Here is a 15,466-nt window from a genome sequence, read left to right as displayed (position 1 = left end):
TCTTCTACTTCTTCTTCCCCGATGGGGGATCTCCCGGCGATTCCCGAAGTGCCGGCCTTCCAGCCCGTGGGCGAGGCCGGTGCCGAGGTGGCCCGCATCAACAACACGCCGCTGCACGCACCCGGACAGCGCCCGCCCGAGCGCGAACTGCGCCAGCGCGCCTGCACCGAGCTGCTGCGCCAGGCGGCCCAGCGCGAAGGCCTGCTGGGCGCCGATGATGCGGCCGGCGACGACGGCGTCATCAGCGAGCGCGCCTCCCAGGCCATAGAGCAGCTGCTGGAGCAATCGCTGCACCTGCCCGAGCCCGGCGAGGACGCCTGCCGCCGCCACTTCGATGCCAACCCCGCGCGCTTCGCCCAGGGCGAGCGCGTGCGCCTGCGCCACGTACTGTTTGCCGTCACGCCCGGCGTGGACGTGCGTGCCCTCACCCAGCGGGCCGAGGCCCTGCTGATCGAGCTGCGCTGCGCCGACGACGGCGGCCTGCGCTTTGCCGAGGCCGCGCGCCAATGGTCCAACTGCCCCAGCGGCCAGCACGGCGGCGAACTGGGCTGGCTGGGCCGCAGCGACTGCGCGCCCGAATTCGCGCGCGACGTCTTTGCCTCCCAGGAAATCGGCGTGCTGCCGCGCCTGGTGCACAGCCGCTTCGGCCTGCACGTGGTCGAAGTCTGCGCGCGCGAGGCGGGCGTTCTGCCCGACTGGCAGCAGGCGCGCCCGGCCGTCGCCCAGGCCCTGCACCAGCAGACCTGGGTGAGCGCGCTCCACCAGTACCTGCAACTGCTGGCCGGCCAGTCCGAAGTGGTGGGCGTGCGCATCGCTGCGGCCGACTCGCCGCTGGTGCAATAGCCGGGGAAGTGCCCATGCCCGACGACGAACTGCTGCTGCGCCTGCGGCGCTTCCACGAGCACGCCTTCCCGCAGTACCGCGCGCAGTTCCGCACCCTGGTCGACGAGGGCCAGCACCCGACCACGCTGTTCATCGGCTGCTCGGACTCGCGCCTCGTGCCCTACCTGCTCACGGGGGCGCCGCCGGGCGAGCTGTTCCTGGTGCGCAACGTGGGCGCCTTCGTGCCGCCGTACGACGGATCGCACGGCCACCACGGCACGGCGGCGGCCATCGAATTCGCCGTGCTCAACCTGCAGGTCAGCCGCATCGTGGTCTGCGGCCACAGCCACTGCGGGGCCATCAAGGCCCTGTATGGAGAAGTCTCGCCCGAGGCGCGCAACCTGCAGCGCTGGCTGGACCTGGGCCGCGAGGCCGTGCTGCCCGTGCAGGCCGGCCCCGAGGCGCTGCGCCGCACCGAGCAGCGCGCCGTCGTGCTGCAGCTCGAACGGCTGATGGACTATCCCATGGTGAGATCGCGGGTAGAGGCCGGGCAGCTCAGCCTGCACGGATGGCACTATGTCATCGAAGACGGCGAAGTCCATGTCTTCGATGTCCAGACCGGCCGCTTTGTTGCGGCATCTCAAGCTCCGCACAGCGGCACCGGGCCGTACCCGCCCTACGTGGAGCATGATGGACAAGTGCTTGTCGACTGAGGCCCGAGCAAGTGCCAGGGACGGCGGCAGGCAAGTCAACACGGGAGCCATGCCAATGCATCGCGAAAACCTGGGCCGCGCGCAGGACGCGGCGGATCTGCAGCCCATCAGCCTCGATGTGCTGCGCGAGAAATACCTCAAGGACGGCGAGACCGGCGTGGGCGAGCTCTACGCCCGCGTGGCCCGCGCCCTGGCCTCGGTCGAGCCCGAGGCGCGCCGCGCCGAATGCGAGGCCCTGTTCCTGGCCAACCTGCAGGCCGGCGCCATAGGCGCAGGGCGCATCATGAGCGCGGCCGGCACCGACCTGCAGGCCACGCTGATCAACTGCTTCGTGCAGCCCGTGGGCGACTGCATCCAGGGCGTGGACGACGGCGGCTACCCCGGCATCTACGAAGCCCTGCGCGAAGCCGCCGAAACCATGCGCCGCGGCGGCGGCGTGGGCTACGACTTCTCGCGCATCCGCCCCCGTGGCGCCGAGGTGCGCGCCACCGCCTCGCTGGCCTCGGGCCCGTGCAGCTACATCAACGTCTTCGACCAGTCCTGCGCCACCGTGGAAAGCGCGGGCGCGCGGCGCGGCGCCCAGATGGGCGTGCTGCGCATCGACCACCCCGACGTGCTCGAATTCATCACCGCCAAGCGCACGCCGGGCCGCTGGAACAACTTCAACGTCTCGGTCGGCGTCAGCGACGCGTTCATGCAGGCCGTGGCCGAAGACCGGCCCTGGCACCTGGTGCATCGCGCCCGCCCCGGCACCGCCCTGCTGGAGCAGGGTGCCCACCAGCGCGCCGACGGCCAGTGGGTCTACCAGACCCTGCCCGCCCGCACGCTGTGGGACACCATCATGCGCTCGGCCTACGACTTCGCCGAGCCCGGCATCCTCTTCCTGGACCACATCAACGACGACAACAACCTGCGCTACTGCGAGGAGATCGCGGCGACGAATCCTTGCGTCACGGCAGATACCTGGGTACTCACCGAGTCGGGACCAGCTCAGGTTGCAGACCTCGTCGGAAAGACATTTGGCGCCGTGGTCGACGGCCAGGTTTACGCCACCGAAAGCGCGGGCTTCTTTGCCACCGGCCGCAAGCCGGTGCTGCGGCTGACCACACGCGAGGGCCAGGTGCTGCGCCTGACCGCAGACCATCTGGTGCGGCGTGTCGCTCGCCGCACGCGCTATGCGTTGCAGGCTGAATGGACTCCGGCCGCCCAACTGCAGGCAGGCGACGAGGTACTGCTGCACAACCACCGTGCGTTTCAAGGCTGGGATGGGCAGGGCACCGAGGCCGAAGGCTACCTGCTGGGCCTGCTGATAGGCGATGGAACCCTCAAGGCCGACAAGGCCGTGATCAGCGTATGGGCGCCCGAGCTGCGCCAGGTCGCAGGCAACGCCGGCAGTGCGGTGGCCTATGCCGCCACGGGCGCGGCAGGCATCATGCAGGCCGCCGAGGCTGCAGCAGCCAGCTTGCGTCACCGCGCGGATTTCCGTGGATTCCAGCGGCCAGTGGCTGGACGTGGCGAGGCGCGCATGGCCAGTGCCGCATTGCGCGATCTGGCGCTTGGCATGGGGATGGAGCCAGGGCGCAAGTGCATCACCAAGTCCATGGAAGCGGCCTCTTCTGCATTTTCCGCAGGGCTGCTGCGCGGCCTGTTTGATGCCGATGGATCGGTTCAGGGCACACAGGACAAGGGCTTGAGCCTGCGCCTGTCCCAGAGCGATTCTGAGTTGCTGCGTACCGTGCAGCGCATGCTGCTGCGCCAGGGCATGGCGTCGACGATTTATGAGAACCGTCGGCCAGCCCAACTGCGCGCCATGCCCGACGGCAAAGGCGGCCAGCGCGACTATGCAACCCAGGCACAGCATGAACTGGTCATCAGCGGCGACAACCTTGGCATCTTTGCCGACCGCATAGGCCTTGCGGACACCGACAAGGCCGAACGGCTGGAGCAGGCCCTGGCCCAGTACCGGCGTACCCCGAACCGTGAGCGCTTCACTGCCACCGTCCAGGCGTTGGAGAGCGACGGCGAGGAAATGGTCTATGACGTCACGGTGGCAGACTGCCACGCCTTCGACGCCAATGGCCTGTATGTGCACAACTGCGGCGAACAGCCGCTTCCCTCCTACGGCTGCTGCGACCTCGGCCCCGTCATCCTCACGCGCTTCGTGCGCCATCCGTTCGGCTTCGCGGGCGAGCCTGTGTTCGACTTCGAGGCCTTCGAGCGCGCCGTGGCCGTGCAGGTGCGTGCGCTGGACAACGTGCTGGAGCTGACCTGGTGGCCGCTGCCGCAGCAGCGCGAGGAAAGCGAGGCCAAGCGGCGCATCGGCGTGGGCTTCACGGGCATGGGCAATGCGCTGGCCATGCTGCGCCTGCGCTACGACGCGCCCGAGGGCCGGGCCATGGCCGCGCGCATTGCCGAGCGCATGCGCGATGCGGCCTACGGCGCCTCGGTGGAGCTGGCGCGCGAGAAGGGGGCCTTCCCCAAGTTCGACGCCGATGGCTATCTGGCCGAAGGCACCTTCGCAAGCCGCCTGCCCGATGCGCTGCGCCAGCGCATACGCACGCACGGCATACGCAACAGTCACCTGCTGTCCATCGCGCCCACGGGCACGGTCAGCCTGGCCTTTGCCGACAACGCCTCCAACGGCATAGAGCCGCCGTTCTCCTGGACCTACAAGCGCAAGAAGCGCACGGCCGATGGCGGCAGCGCCGAGTACGCGGTCGAAGACCATGCCTGGCGCCTGTACCGCTCGCTGGGCGGCGACGTGCAGCAGCTGCCCGACTACTTCGTCAGCGCGCTGCAGATGCCTGCGGCCGGCCACATCGCCATGATGCAGGCCGTGCAACCCTTCGTGGACACGGCGATCTCCAAGACCGTCAACGTGGCCGCCGACTATCCCTACGAGGACTTCAAGGACCTGTACCGCCAGGCCTGGAAGGCCGGCCTCAAGGGCCTGGCCACCTACCGGCCCAACACCATCCTGGGCGCTGTGCTCGAGACCCATGCGCCTGAATCTGCTGAAAAGCCGGCCTCCCCCGCGCCGGCAGGGGCCGCGGCTTCCGCACCCGACCCCCTGCGCACCGTGATAGAAAGCCGCCCGCAGGGCGCGCTGGACGCCGTGGCCGAGAAGATCGAGTACTGGACCCAGCAAGGCCCCAAGCGCCTGTACCTGGTCGTCTCCTTCCTGCCCGTGGTGCTGCCCGATGGCCGCACGGTGGACCGCGCCATCGAATTCTTCATGCCCGTGGGCCAGAGCGGCGAATCCCAGCAATGGGTGACCTCCAGCATGCGCCTGCTGTCACTGGCCGCGCGCGGCGGCTTCCTGGAGCGCGCCCTCAGCGACATGCGCAAGGTGGCCTGGGACCGGGGCCCCGTGCGCCTGGGCACCCTCCAGCGCGACGACGGCACGCGCGTGCCCATGTGGCACGACTCCGAGGTGGCCGCCATCGCCTATGCGGTGCAGAACATCCTGGCCCGGCGCGGCAGCGGCGCGCCGCCCGCCCCATCGCCGCTGCCCGAGCCCGAAGCTCTGGCCACCGACCCCATGGTCATGGCCGGCCGCAAATGCGAGGAATGCGGCGCCCATGCCGTGATCCGCAAGGACGGCTGCGAGTACTGCACGGCCTGCGGCAACCTGGGGAGTTGCGGGTGAAAGTTACCGTGGCCCCGCGCCCGCAGGGCGATGCCGTGCCCGGTTGGCGCGCGCCCGGCACGGGCTTCGACCAGCCCTTCGAGATGCTCGAAGCCTGCCACGAGCGCGTGCTGCGCATGCTGGCGCTGCTGGACCGGCTGCGCGTGTATCTCCGGACCAAAGGTTGCGACGACAGCGCACGCCAGGCGGCGCGCGACATCCTGCGCTACTTCGACCAGGCGGCGCCTCTGCACCATGAGGATGAGGAGCTGCATGTCTTCCCGCCGCTGTTGGAGCAGGGCGATGCGCAGACCGTGGCCCTGGTGCAGCGCCTGCAGCGCGAGCACGGCCTGATGAGCGCCGACTGGACGCTGGCGCGCCAGCCGCTGCTGGACATGGCCGAGGGGCGTTGCCAGGGCTTTGGCGCGGCTGACGAGGCGGTGTTCGAACGCTTCGCGGCCTGCTATGCCAGCCATGTCGAGAATGAAGAGCGGCTGGCCTACCCGCAGGCGCGCGGCCTGCTGCCAGAGGCAACGCAGGCGGCCATGGGCCGTGAGATGGCCGTGCGCCGGGGCGCGGACCTGTCACGGAGATAGCGCCGCCGGCAGCGCGCGGGAGCCGGCGCGGCGATACTCGCAGGCTTTGAACCTGTCCCGCCTCGCCTGCCATGCCCGAGCGCCGCCCCATTTTCCTGCTTCGCATCGCACTGACCCTGCTGGGCGCCTTTGCCGCCGCCCAGCTGTGCCTGTGGCTGCGCACGCCGCTGCCCTGGATGCTGGGGCCGCTGATCGCCACCTCGCTGGCCTCCATCCTGGGCGCGCCCACGGCCAGCGCGGGCCGGCTGCGCAACGGCGGGCAGTGGATCATCGGCGCCTCGCTGGGCCTGTATTTCACGCCGGCCGTGGTGCAGTTGATCGCGGGGCTGTGGTGGGCGATTGCCGTGGCCATCGTCTGGGCGCTGCTGCTGGGCTGGGGCTTCGGCGCCTGGCTGTACCGCGTGCATGCGCCGCGCATGCCGCAGATACCGGCTGGCGAGATGCGCGCCACCACCTACTTCGCGGGCGCCATTGGCGCGGCCTCTGAAATGACGCTGCTGGCCGAGCGCGAGAACGCGCGCACCGACCTGGTGGCGGCCAGCCACAGCCTGCGCCTGGTCATCGTCACCGTGAGCATTCCGTTTGCGCTGCAGTGGAGCGGCCTGCATGGGCTGGAGGGGCTGACGCCTCCCAGCATCCGCATCGTCGAATGGCCGGGGCTGGCGCTGCTGGCCGTGCTCACGGGACTGGGCGCCTGGGCCATGGACCGGCTCAAGCGGGCCAACCCCTGGTTCCTGGGCGCGCTGCTGGTGTCCATGCTGCTGACCATGTGCGGCCAGGAACTGTCGGCCGTGCCCCAGGCCCTGGTCAATGCGGCGCAGCTGGTGATCGGCATCAGCCTGGGCGTGCGCTTCAAGCGCGAATTCCTGCACACCGCGCCGCGCTGGCTGGGTTCCGTGGCCGTGGGCACCGTGGGGCTCATGGCGATCTGCGCGGGATTTGCCTGGCTGCTGCACCTGGCCGTGGACCTGCCCTGGGTCACGCTGCTGCTGGGCACCTCGCCGGGCGGCATCACCGAGATGGCCATCACCGCCAAGGTGCTGCAGCTGGGCGTGCCCGTGGTCACGGCCTTCCAGGTCTGCCGGCTGATCGCCGTGCTGCTGCTGGTGGCGCCGCTGTTCCGCTGGGTGGAGGCGCGCGGGCCGGCCGCGTCGCGCACGGCCTAGGGTCCACCTCACCACAGCCCACTGTCGCTGGTAGACACCGCAATCGCCCCACCGGCCAGCGCCTGCTGGACCTGCTCCTGGCTGCAGACGAAGCCCGAGGCCACGAGCGGCGGCAGGATGCGGCGCTCGGCCTCGGTGATGTGGGCCAGCATGGGGGCGGGCATGATCTGCACGAGGTTGGGGTCGCTCTGCTCCACGGCCTTGATGCTGCGCGGCCAGGTGGAGCGGTCGGTGACGAAGACCTTTTGCATGGTCAGCAGCCCGGCCTTGTTGGCGCGCTGGATGGTGGCCACGCGCGTGGACAGCAGGCTGCTGGCGCCCAGGTCCACAAGGTAGTCCACGCCGCCCTTGTCGGGCGAGATGCCGTCGCAGCTGTCGATGTTGACGATGGCGATCTTGCCCGCCCCGGTGATGGTGGAGATCACCGAGCGCAGGCGGCGCAGTTCGATGTTGGCGACGATGGCGACTTCGGCCTGGCTGGCCAGCAGCGCGTCCATCTGCTCGGCCCCGTACAGGGTGGCGATGACGGGGCGGCGCGCCAGCCGCGCGCCCAGGGAGTTGTCCGGGCGGCCCATGTCAGAGGTCCAGCCCCAGCTTGCCGGGGTTGAGCAGGTTCTTGGGGTCCAGCATGCGCTTGGTGGCCTCCAGCAGGGCAAAGGCCGGGCCCAGCGATTGCCGCATGTAGGGCGCGCGCAGCAGGCCCACGCCGTGGTGGTGGCTGAGCGTGGCGCCGTGGCGCAGCAGCACGGCGTTGGCCGCGTCCCAGGCCGCGCGGTACCACTGGGCGCGCTGGTCCACGGCCACCTCGCCGCGCAGCGAAAAGTACAGGCAGGCGCCATCCACATAGGCATGCGACTGGTGGGCCGAGCCGGCCAGGGTGCCGGGGATGGCCTGCAGGGCGGCGACCACTTCCTCGTAGATGGCCGGCAGGTCTTTCCAGGGGCCGCACATCTCCAGCGTGTCGGCGACGAAGCCCGGGCCTTTCTTGAAGCCCTCGGCGCTCTTGCCGGTCAGGTAGCGCGTGTCCAGCCAGCGCTCCAGGGTGGCGGCGCCGTCCAGCCGTTCACCCAAGGGTGCACACACACGTTCGCAGATGGCCATGACGGCATCGACGATCTCGGGTGCGCCTTCGTCGGCGATCAGCAGCACGTTGAGGTCGCTGCGGCCGAATTGCACGCCGCTTTCCAGTGCGTCATACAGCCGCAGCGCGGCGGGGTTGGCGCCTTGCTGCAGGATCTGGCGGCAGGCCTCCAGGCCCTGGGCAAAGCTGGCGAAGCCATAGGCGATGGCGCGGCCGTGGTCGGGCAGGCGGTGCAGCTTGAAGCGGATGCGCACGATCACGCCCAGCGTGCCTTCCGAGCCGATGAACAGCTGCTGCAGGTCCGGGCCGATGGCCGCGCGCGCGTAGCCGCCCACGGTGACGAGGCGGCCATCGGCCAGCACCACGTCCATGCCGTGGACCATGTCCTCGATCTTTCCGTAGCGCGTGGACAGCTGGCCCGCGCCCCGGCAGGCCACCCAGCCGCCCACGGTGCTGATGCCGAAGGACGAGGGCCAGTGGCCCATGGTCATGCCGTGGCGGCGCTGGATGGTTTCCTCGAACACGTCGCCGAACATGCCCGCCTCGACCTCGACGATCTGGCTTTGCTCGTCCATGGCGATGAAACGGTTGAGTTCGCACAGGTCCAGCACGATGCCGCCGCGCAGGGGCAGGGCCGCGCCCGTGACGTTGCTGCGCCCGGCCGAGACGGTAACGGGAATGGCGTGCGCGTCGGCAATGCGCATCACGGCCTGCACCTGCTCCACGGTGGATGCATGGGCGATGACGGCCTGCGGCGTGGCCGGGTGGCCCGAGGTCTCGGCCACCATGGTGCGGGCCCACCAGTCGCGCGTGCCGGCGACGATCTCGGCGCGCTCGGTCTGCACGCGGTCGCAGGCGGTGCGCAGTGCGGCGAGCGCGGCCTCGGGCACGGCCACGGGTTCGTGCTGCAGGCCGCAGGCAGGACCTTCGGAGGCAGGGCGGTCGGCTGCAGGTGCGGCCTGCGCCGCCCAGCCCGGGGTCGTGGGGGCGCCCACCACGTAGTTGCGGCGGTTGTAGCCGCGGGCGATTGCGTCTTTGCTCAGCATTGGATGTCTCCCATCAAAATCTGTTTTTCGCGCTCCACGGCGCGGCGGTAGTCGTGGACCTGTTGCGCCACCTGCGCGGGTGCCAGTCCCAGTTCATCGGCCAGGATGTCGCCCACGCGCTGCGCGGCGTGGGCCGATGCATCGCGCGCCATGAGGCGGGCGCGCAGGCGGCGCGAGAGCACGTCGTCCACGCTGGCCGCCATTTCGTGGCGCACGGCGTAGAGGACCTCGGCCTCGGTATGGGGCAGGCCCTGCACGATGGGCCGGGCCAGTTCGGGGCGTGCGGCCAGCAGGTCGCTGACGAAGCGTGCCTCCGTGCCGTAGCGCTCGCCCAGGTGGGCCGACAGGCCGCCCGTGGCCGTGATGGCCTGGGCGTCGTAGCCGGCCGCACCCAGCACAAAGGCCGAGGTGGTGGTGCAGCGCGTGCGCCGGCCCAGCAGTTTTTCCACGGCGTCCACGGTCTGCTCGGCCATGTGGCGCGAGGTGGTGAGCTTGCCGCCGACGATGGTGACCAGGCCGTCGGCCGCCACATGGATTTCGTGGTTGCGCTTCATCTCCACGGTCTTGCCGCCGGGCGGGCCGACCAGGGGGCGGCAGCCGGCGATGGAGCCGACCACATCCTCGGGCGACAGGTCCACCTTGAGCGCCGATCGGGCGCCTTCGAGCAGGAAGTCCAGCTCGGTACGCGTGCAGTGCACATCGTCCAGGCCGCCTGCGTAGTCCTCGTCGGTGGTTCCCAGGTAGGAGACATCGCCCCAGCGCGTGATGGTGGCGCGCCGGCTGCGGCCCGGCACGGGAATGGTGACGGTGCAGTCGTTGCGTATGCGCAGCCAGGGAATGGCCACGTGCACGCCCTTGGCGGGGCGCACGTGCAGCCGGGGCTCCTGGCCGGGCTTGCGGCCATCCCAGTCGCGCAGCCACACGCCCGTGGCCATGACCACGCTGCGCGCGCGCACCGTGATCTCGCGGCCATCGGCCTGGACGATGGCGCCATCCACGCGGCCGTGGGCGTTGCGCGTGACGGCGGTGGCCTGGCAGTGGTTGAGCACGGCCGCGCCATGGAAGGCCGCGGTGCGGGCCACGGCCAGCGTGAGCCGCGCATCGTCCACGCGCGCGTCGAAGTACATGTAGCCGCCCAGGAGCTGCTCTTCGCGAAAGCTCGGGCAGTGCGACAGCACCTCGGCCTTGCCGAGCTTGCGGTGCAGGATGCCTTCGCGCCAGCCGCCGGCCAGGTCATAGGTCCACAGCAGGCTGCCGAAGGCCTTGGCCAGGCGGGCGTCGAAGACGCCGTCGCGCTCCATCACGGGAAACAGGAAGGGCAGGCGCTGCACCAGATGCCGCGCATTGCGGCGCAGGCGCTGGCGCTCCAGCAGCGAGTGTCGCACCAGTCCCAGGTTGCCCTGCTCGATGTAGCGCAGGCCGCCGTGCACCATCTTGGAGGACTTGGACGAGGTGCCCGAGGCGAAGTCGTCCTTCTCCACCAGCGCCACGCGCAGGCCGCGCAGGCTGGCGTCCAGCGCCGCATAGGCGCCCGTGATGCCGCCGCCGATGACCAGCAGGTCGAAGGCCTCGTCACCCAGCCGCGCGAGCTGGTCCGCGCGCTGCAGCTGCAGCGGCGCGGTCTGGGTCAGTGCGGCGCTGTCCCTGCGCTCCTTGCCAAAGGGCCATTGCATCATGCGCAGCCCTCCAGGGCGGCGCTGCGGCCGGGGGCCCGGGCGCGGGCCAGTTCGTCGCCCACGCGGGCGCGCCAGATGCGGCGGCGCTCGCCGCGCTCGTCGGCCGCCATGCGCGGGGTGAAGACCGCTTCGGTGCGCAGCGTGGCGCAGGCCTGCTCCAGCCCGTCCCACAGCAGGCCCGCGCTGCCGGCCATGAAGGCGATGCCGCGTAGGCTGGCCTTGTCGGTATCGGCCAGGCGGCGCACGGGCAGGCCGCCCAGGTCGGCCTGGATCTGCAGCAGCGCATCGCTGCCCGACAGGCCGCCGCCCACCAGCAGCTCGCCAACCTCGGTGCCAGAGGCCGCCTCGTCCGCCTGCACGCAGGAGGCCACGGAATGCGCAATGCCTTCGAGGATGGAGCGCGCCAGCTGCGGCCGCGAGGTGGCCATGGACACGCCCGAGATCGAGGCCCGCGCGCCCGGCTCCATGGCGGGCAGGCGCAGGCCCGTGAGCGCGGGGATGAAGACCAGGTCGGCCGGCGTCTCGGCCTCGCGGGCCAGGGTGCTGATCTGCTGCGGGTTGTCGAACCACTGCAGCTTCTCGCAGATCCAGTTGAGCGCCGAGCCCGTGGTGGGCACATAGGTCTCGATGGCATAGCGCGAGACACCGCCCATGCGCCGCGCGGTCATGGTCAGCGAGCTTTCATGGGCCGCGTCATGCGCGGGCAGCTTTGTTCCCGTGAGCACATCGACGAAGCTGCCCGTGCCATGCACGCACAGCGCCTGGCCCCGCTCCAGGCAGCCCAGGCCCACGGCGGCCGCATGCTGGTCGCCCGCGCAGGCCAGGATGGGCACGGCCAGGCCCAGCAGCTCGGTGCGCGTGCGGCCGAAGTCCTGCACGTCCTCGCACAGGCGGGGCAGCAGTTCGGCGGGAAACTCCAGCGCGTCCAGCCAGTCCTGCAGGTAGCGGTGATCGCCCAGCGCATAGGCGTTGCCCGAGGTCACATTGGTGGGCGTGGTGACCACGGCGCGCGCATCCGACAGATGCCACAGCAGCCAGGAGTCGATGGTGCCGAAGGCCAGGCGGCGCTGCTGCCAGGCACGGGCCACGGCCGCATCCTCACGCAGCTTGCGCGCGGCCCACAGGTAGGGCGAACGCACGCCCACGGGCCGGCCCGCGTGGCGGATCAGCCGGGCATCCCAGTCGCCGGCCAGCAGGGCCAGTTCGTCGCGGTGGCGCGAGTCCTGCCAGACCATGATGGGGGCCAGCGACCGGCCCGTGACCGTGTCCCAGAGCACGGCCGAGCAGCGCTGGTTGGCAATGGCCAGGGCCACGATCTGCTGGCCGCAGCCCTGGGCGCGGGCGATGGCGCGGCGGCACACGTCCAGCGTGCGCTCCAGCAGCAGGTCGGCGTTCTGCTCGACCACGCCGGGGCGCGGGCAGTGGATTTCCAGCGGCAGATAGTCCTGGGCGGACACCTGCCCGTCGCGTCCCACGACGGCGGCGCGCGTGCCCGAGGTGCCTTCGTCTATGCAAAGGATCACGGCTTCATGGTGCATGGGGTGGTCTCTTTCAGGCGGTGGTTTGAGCGACCTTGGCGGGCGGGGCTGCGTCGTCCGCGAACTGGGGCGCGCCGGGCTCGTCGTCGGGATTCACCGTGGTGCGCGTGGGGTCCCAGCGGATGGAAAAGCAGACGATGCTGGCCAGCAGCGGCACCACGGACAGGATGAGGAAGGTGTTCTCCAGCCCGTACTGCTGGCGGAACAGCGGGAACACCAGCAGCCCCAGCGCCGCGCCCATGGCGCCCAGCGCACCGATCACGCCATTGGCGCCCGCGCGCAGCTCGCTGCGGAACGACAGGGTGGACAGGCTCTTGCCGTTGGCGCCGGGCCCGCCCGAGTGAAAGAGGATGAACAGCGAGGGCACGGCCACGGCCAGCCAGATGGGCATGCGGCCGTTGAACAGGCCCAGCACCAGCAGCATCAGGAACACCAGCGCAAAGCCGAAGGCCGAGGCCCGCCGCAGGCCCAGCCGGCGCCCGATGACGGGCGACAGGAAACCGCCGACGATGCCGAACACGTTGAACACCAGCGCGCCCAGCGTGGCCTCGCGGAAGTCCTTGCCGAACAGCGAGGCGCTGATCAGCGGCAGGTACCAGCCCACGGCAAAGTACTGGATGGACTGGCCTATCTGCACCGTGGCCGCCAGCAGCGTGCGCGGCAGGTAGATGCCGCGAAAGATCAGCAGCACATTGGCCAGGCCGCGCCGGGCCGGGTTGAGCACGGGCAGGCGCTCGGCAAGGGGCGCTGCCCTGAAGGTCTGGCCATAGATGCGCGTCATGGCGCGGGCCGCGTCATCAAGCCGCTCCTTGCGTGCCAGCCAGGTCGGGCTTTCCACCAGCAGCGCGGCCTGCATGCCCAGGATGAACACGCCGAACACGGCCGTGGCCGCGACCGAGTAGCGCCACAGCGAATCGCCCACATCCCAGGAGTGGAACCACAGCGCCAGCACCAGGTTGCTGCACACGGCCATGTACCACATGCCCTGCCAGACATTGAGCCGGCTCTTGAGGCGGGCGGGCGTGAATTCGGCCAGCACCGCCATGGCGATGGCGAAGTCGATGCCATAGGCCGCGCCCACGAAGAAGCGGCCGAAGAGGATGGTGGCGTAGTCGGGCGCCATGCTGACCAGCAGCGCACCGGCCACGGCCAGCACCTTGGCGATGACCAGGGGGCGCATGCGGCCCCAGCGGTCGGCCATCCAGCCGCCGATGGGGTTGAAGGCGATGGACACCCAGGAGGCCAGCGACGTCATCCAGGCCACCTCGGCCGGCGTGAGCTGCTGGTCGCGCGTCATGGGCCCCAGGCCCACGCTGAGCGCGGAGTTGGAAAAGGCGTCGAGGAAAAGGCCGCCGAGTGCCAGCCACCAGATGGTGCCGGCGCGGCCTGAAATGCCCTGGCGTGCGTCGATGTACGAGATGACATCATGAACGCCACGAATGCTGTGGCCTGTGGTTTGCATCGCTGCCTCCTGGTTGTCTGCAAGAGGCCGGCGCACACCACACAGGCGTGACAAGACCATCTCACAGATGGTCTTCAAATCTTGAACCTGCGCTCAGGATTCTAGGCAGGAGGCGCTCGCTGCGGATCGGTGAAAGCACCAGGGTCCTTGCAATGGCCGCGCCCAAAGAAAAAGCCCGCCGCAGAGAATCTGCGGCGGGCTTGGCACGCGGCCCCTTCAGGGGGCCGTGCGCTGTGTGCTGTCAGTGGACCACGACGGGCTGCTGGGCCAGGCCGGCGTAGCGATCCAGCGCGTCTTCCACCTCTTCCTCGGTGGGGGCGTCGAGCTGCCAGGCAATGATCTGCTTTTGGAACATCTCGGCCCAGGAACCGTCCAGGTAGACCTCCTTGCCCGAGCGCTTGTCCACGATCTCGAAGCCGTGGCGTGGCAGTTGGCGGGCGGTGTCGACTGCCTCATTGCCAGCCGTTGCATCCGGATCCATGTCGGGACGCAGATGGAGCACCACAAAAGATTCGGAGTCGTAAAGCATTTGCATGGTGTTCCCTTTCTGGCCCGTTGCTGGGCGTCGCACAGCCTACATGGCTGCGAAGCGCCGGATTTCAAGAACCGTGGGGGTCCCGATCTATCACAGGCACTTGCATGCAGTATTCCACGGATTGGCATGCGCGGCGGCGTGCGCCGCAGGCCGCGCTGTGGTAGGCGGGCGGCAGCGGTGCCTGCAAGTGCCGGCCTACCCGCGATCAGGGTGCCTGGCGGCCCTTGAGCTGCAGGTCGGCGAAGTCGCCGTTGTCCTGCGCCAGCCGGATGCGCACGGGAAGGTATTGCATGGACGGCGCCAGCCACAGCGAGGCCTGCTGGTCATCGCCGGCCGCCGCGATCTTGTCCAGCCGCAGCGCCTGCGTACTGCCCGAGGGCAGGTCCAGCGTCTCGGTCTCGCCCACGCGGAAGGTCCAGCGGTCGGCGCGCCGTGCGCTGACGGTGATGAAGCTGATCTGCGTGCCCGCCGGGTAGCGCTGCGGCGCCGCCGCCAGCAGGGCCGACAGTTGCAGGAACACGCTGAGCCGGTCCTGCGCGCCGGGCGCGATGGCGGCATCGGGCGCGCCCGTGCTGAAGTGCGCCAGGTTCTGGTCGAACGCCAGCTGCGCCGATTGCTCCTTGCGTGCCTTGTCGTTGAAGCGGCTGGGCTCCAGGCCCCTGTCGGTGATGCGGCCCTCGCTGGTCTGCGAGCGCGAGCCCAGCAGGAACAGGCTGACTTCCTGGCTGGCCTGGTACTGGCCGTTGGCATGGCGCCAGACCAGCTCGGCACTGGCCGAGTAGTTGAAGCGCTTGGCCTGGCCGGTGACGGCGAACGACAGCCGCGCGGGATCGGGCATTTGCACGGGAACGGGGGCGTCGGAGGCCAGCGGCGTGCCGTCGGGCGAGGTGATGGCCATGCCCTGGGCCGGGCCGGCCGAGGGTGTGGGTGGTGTTTCGGGTTCGGGCTTGGGAGCGGGCGGCGCCGGCGGTGTGGCCGGGGTTGCCCCGCTGCCGGCATCGGCAGCGGCGGTTTCCGAGGCGTCCGATGCGGCAGGCTCCTGCGCTGCGGCCATCGGCAAGGGTTCGACGGTTTCGCGGATGGGCGTGTCCAGCGGTTCGGGCGTGGGCGCGGGTGCGGCGGGTGCCGGGCGCTGGACCTTGGGGCGAGGCTGCTGCGGCTTGGGCGCAGGCGCCTTCGAGGCGGGGACGGGCGCTGCAGGCG

General features: G+C 70.3%; 12 protein-coding genes. 5 read left to right on the top strand and 7 right to left on the bottom strand.

Annotated features, from left to right (window positions below):
• Nucleotides 1-21 precede the first annotated feature (21 nt).
• From BW39_RS05120 to BW39_RS05100, 5 genes are all read left to right on the top strand, one after another.
• Complete coding sequence (locus tag BW39_RS05120; protein ID WP_017405246.1) at nucleotides 22-843, top strand: peptidylprolyl isomerase; 822 nt, start codon at nucleotides 22-24, stop codon at nucleotides 841-843.
• Nucleotides 844-857: 14 nt separating this feature from the next.
• Nucleotides 858-1,535 carry a carbonic anhydrase gene (locus tag BW39_RS05115; protein WP_013804384.1) on the top strand — a complete coding sequence of 226 codons (678 nt, stop codon included), beginning with the start codon at nucleotides 858-860 and terminating at the stop codon, nucleotides 1,533-1,535.
• A gap of 55 nt (nucleotides 1,536-1,590) precedes the next feature.
• Nucleotides 1,591-5,184, top strand: a complete 3,594-nt coding sequence (locus BW39_RS05110) for an LAGLIDADG family homing endonuclease (RefSeq protein WP_043820325.1) — start codon at nucleotides 1,591-1,593, stop codon at nucleotides 5,182-5,184.
• Nucleotides 5,181-5,759, top strand: coding sequence for a hemerythrin domain-containing protein (locus BW39_RS05105; RefSeq protein WP_052155281.1), 579 nt, complete (start codon nucleotides 5,181-5,183; stop codon nucleotides 5,757-5,759). The genes BW39_RS05110 and BW39_RS05105 overlap by 4 nt, the downstream gene beginning before the upstream one ends.
• A 71-nt stretch (nucleotides 5,760-5,830) precedes the next feature.
• Entirely contained in the window at nucleotides 5,831-6,925 is a 1,095-nt protein-coding gene (locus BW39_RS05100; RefSeq protein WP_043820322.1) for an AbrB family transcriptional regulator, read from the top strand.
• A gap of 8 nt (nucleotides 6,926-6,933) precedes the next feature.
• Here the strand turns inward: BW39_RS05100 and BW39_RS05095 are convergent, their stop codons facing one another.
• The 7 genes from BW39_RS05095 to BW39_RS05065 form a co-directional block, all read right to left on the bottom strand.
• Nucleotides 6,934-7,500 carry a glycerol-3-phosphate responsive antiterminator gene (locus tag BW39_RS05095; RefSeq protein ID WP_012203049.1) on the bottom strand — a complete coding sequence of 189 codons (567 nt, stop codon included), beginning with the start codon at nucleotides 7,498-7,500 and terminating at the stop codon, nucleotides 6,934-6,936.
• Nucleotide 7,501: 1 nt separating this feature from the next.
• On the bottom strand, nucleotides 7,502-9,052 hold the full coding sequence (locus BW39_RS05090; RefSeq protein WP_043820319.1) for an FAD-binding oxidoreductase: 1,551 nt from the start codon (nucleotides 9,050-9,052) through the stop codon (nucleotides 7,502-7,504).
• Complete coding sequence (locus BW39_RS05085) at nucleotides 9,046-10,728, bottom strand: glycerol-3-phosphate dehydrogenase/oxidase (protein WP_043820317.1); 1,683 nt, start codon at nucleotides 10,726-10,728, stop codon at nucleotides 9,046-9,048. The genes BW39_RS05090 and BW39_RS05085 overlap by 7 nt, the downstream gene beginning before the upstream one ends.
• Entirely contained in the window at nucleotides 10,725-12,266 is a 1,542-nt protein-coding gene (locus tag BW39_RS05080; protein WP_043820314.1) for an FGGY family carbohydrate kinase, read from the bottom strand. The genes BW39_RS05085 and BW39_RS05080 overlap by 4 nt, the downstream gene beginning before the upstream one ends.
• 13 nt (nucleotides 12,267-12,279) lie before the next feature.
• The gene (locus BW39_RS05075) at nucleotides 12,280-13,728 is read right to left on the bottom strand and encodes an MFS transporter (protein ID WP_043820313.1); all 1,449 of its coding nucleotides are present in this window, start codon (nucleotides 13,726-13,728) and stop codon (nucleotides 12,280-12,282) included.
• A gap of 241 nt (nucleotides 13,729-13,969) precedes the next feature.
• Nucleotides 13,970-14,263 (bottom strand): BTH_I0359 family protein, encoded by a 294-nt coding sequence (locus BW39_RS05070; protein WP_012203054.1) that lies wholly within the window; start codon nucleotides 14,261-14,263, stop codon nucleotides 13,970-13,972.
• Between the two features lie 205 nt (nucleotides 14,264-14,468).
• Nucleotides 14,469-15,466, bottom strand: a 998-nt coding sequence (locus BW39_RS05065) for a DUF3108 domain-containing protein (protein WP_043820311.1), incomplete at its 5' end; no start/stop codon positions are given.

Origin of the sequence: Delftia sp. RIT313, from assembly GCF_000632165.1 — a bacterium.
GTDB lineage: Bacteria > Pseudomonadota > Gammaproteobacteria > Burkholderiales > Burkholderiaceae_C > Comamonas > Comamonas acidovorans.
Note: the sequence above shows the minus strand (reverse complement) of the source record. Positions and strands in the feature narration are given on the sequence as shown.

What these genes read in the sequence shown, in the direction of transcription:
- BW39_RS05120 (WP_017405246.1), top strand. Translation starts at nt 22, where the DNA reads ATGGGGGATCTCCCGGCGATTCCCGAAGTGCCGGCCTTCCAGCCCGTG.
- BW39_RS05115 (WP_013804384.1), top strand. Translation starts at nt 858, where the DNA reads ATGCCCGACGACGAACTGCTGCTGCGCCTGCGGCGCTTCCACGAGCAC.
- BW39_RS05100 (WP_043820322.1), top strand. Translation starts at nt 5,831, where the DNA reads ATGCCCGAGCGCCGCCCCATTTTCCTGCTTCGCATCGCACTGACCCTG.
- BW39_RS05080 (WP_043820314.1), bottom strand. Translation starts at nt 12,266, where the DNA reads ATGCACCATGAAGCCGTGATCCTTTGCATAGACGAAGGCACCTCGGGC.
- BW39_RS05095 (WP_012203049.1), bottom strand. Translation starts at nt 7,500, where the DNA reads ATGGGCCGCCCGGACAACTCCCTGGGCGCGCGGCTGGCGCGCCGCCCC.
- BW39_RS05070 (WP_012203054.1), bottom strand. Translation starts at nt 14,263, where the DNA reads ATGCAAATGCTTTACGACTCCGAATCTTTTGTGGTGCTCCATCTGCGT.
- BW39_RS05090 (WP_043820319.1), bottom strand. Translation starts at nt 9,052, where the DNA reads ATGCTGAGCAAAGACGCAATCGCCCGCGGCTACAACCGCCGCAACTAC.
- BW39_RS05075 (WP_043820313.1), bottom strand. Translation starts at nt 13,728, where the DNA reads ATGCAAACCACAGGCCACAGCATTCGTGGCGTTCATGATGTCATCTCG.
- BW39_RS05110 (WP_043820325.1), top strand. Translation starts at nt 1,591, where the DNA reads ATGCATCGCGAAAACCTGGGCCGCGCGCAGGACGCGGCGGATCTGCAG.
- BW39_RS05085 (WP_043820317.1), bottom strand. Translation starts at nt 10,728, where the DNA reads ATGATGCAATGGCCCTTTGGCAAGGAGCGCAGGGACAGCGCCGCACTG.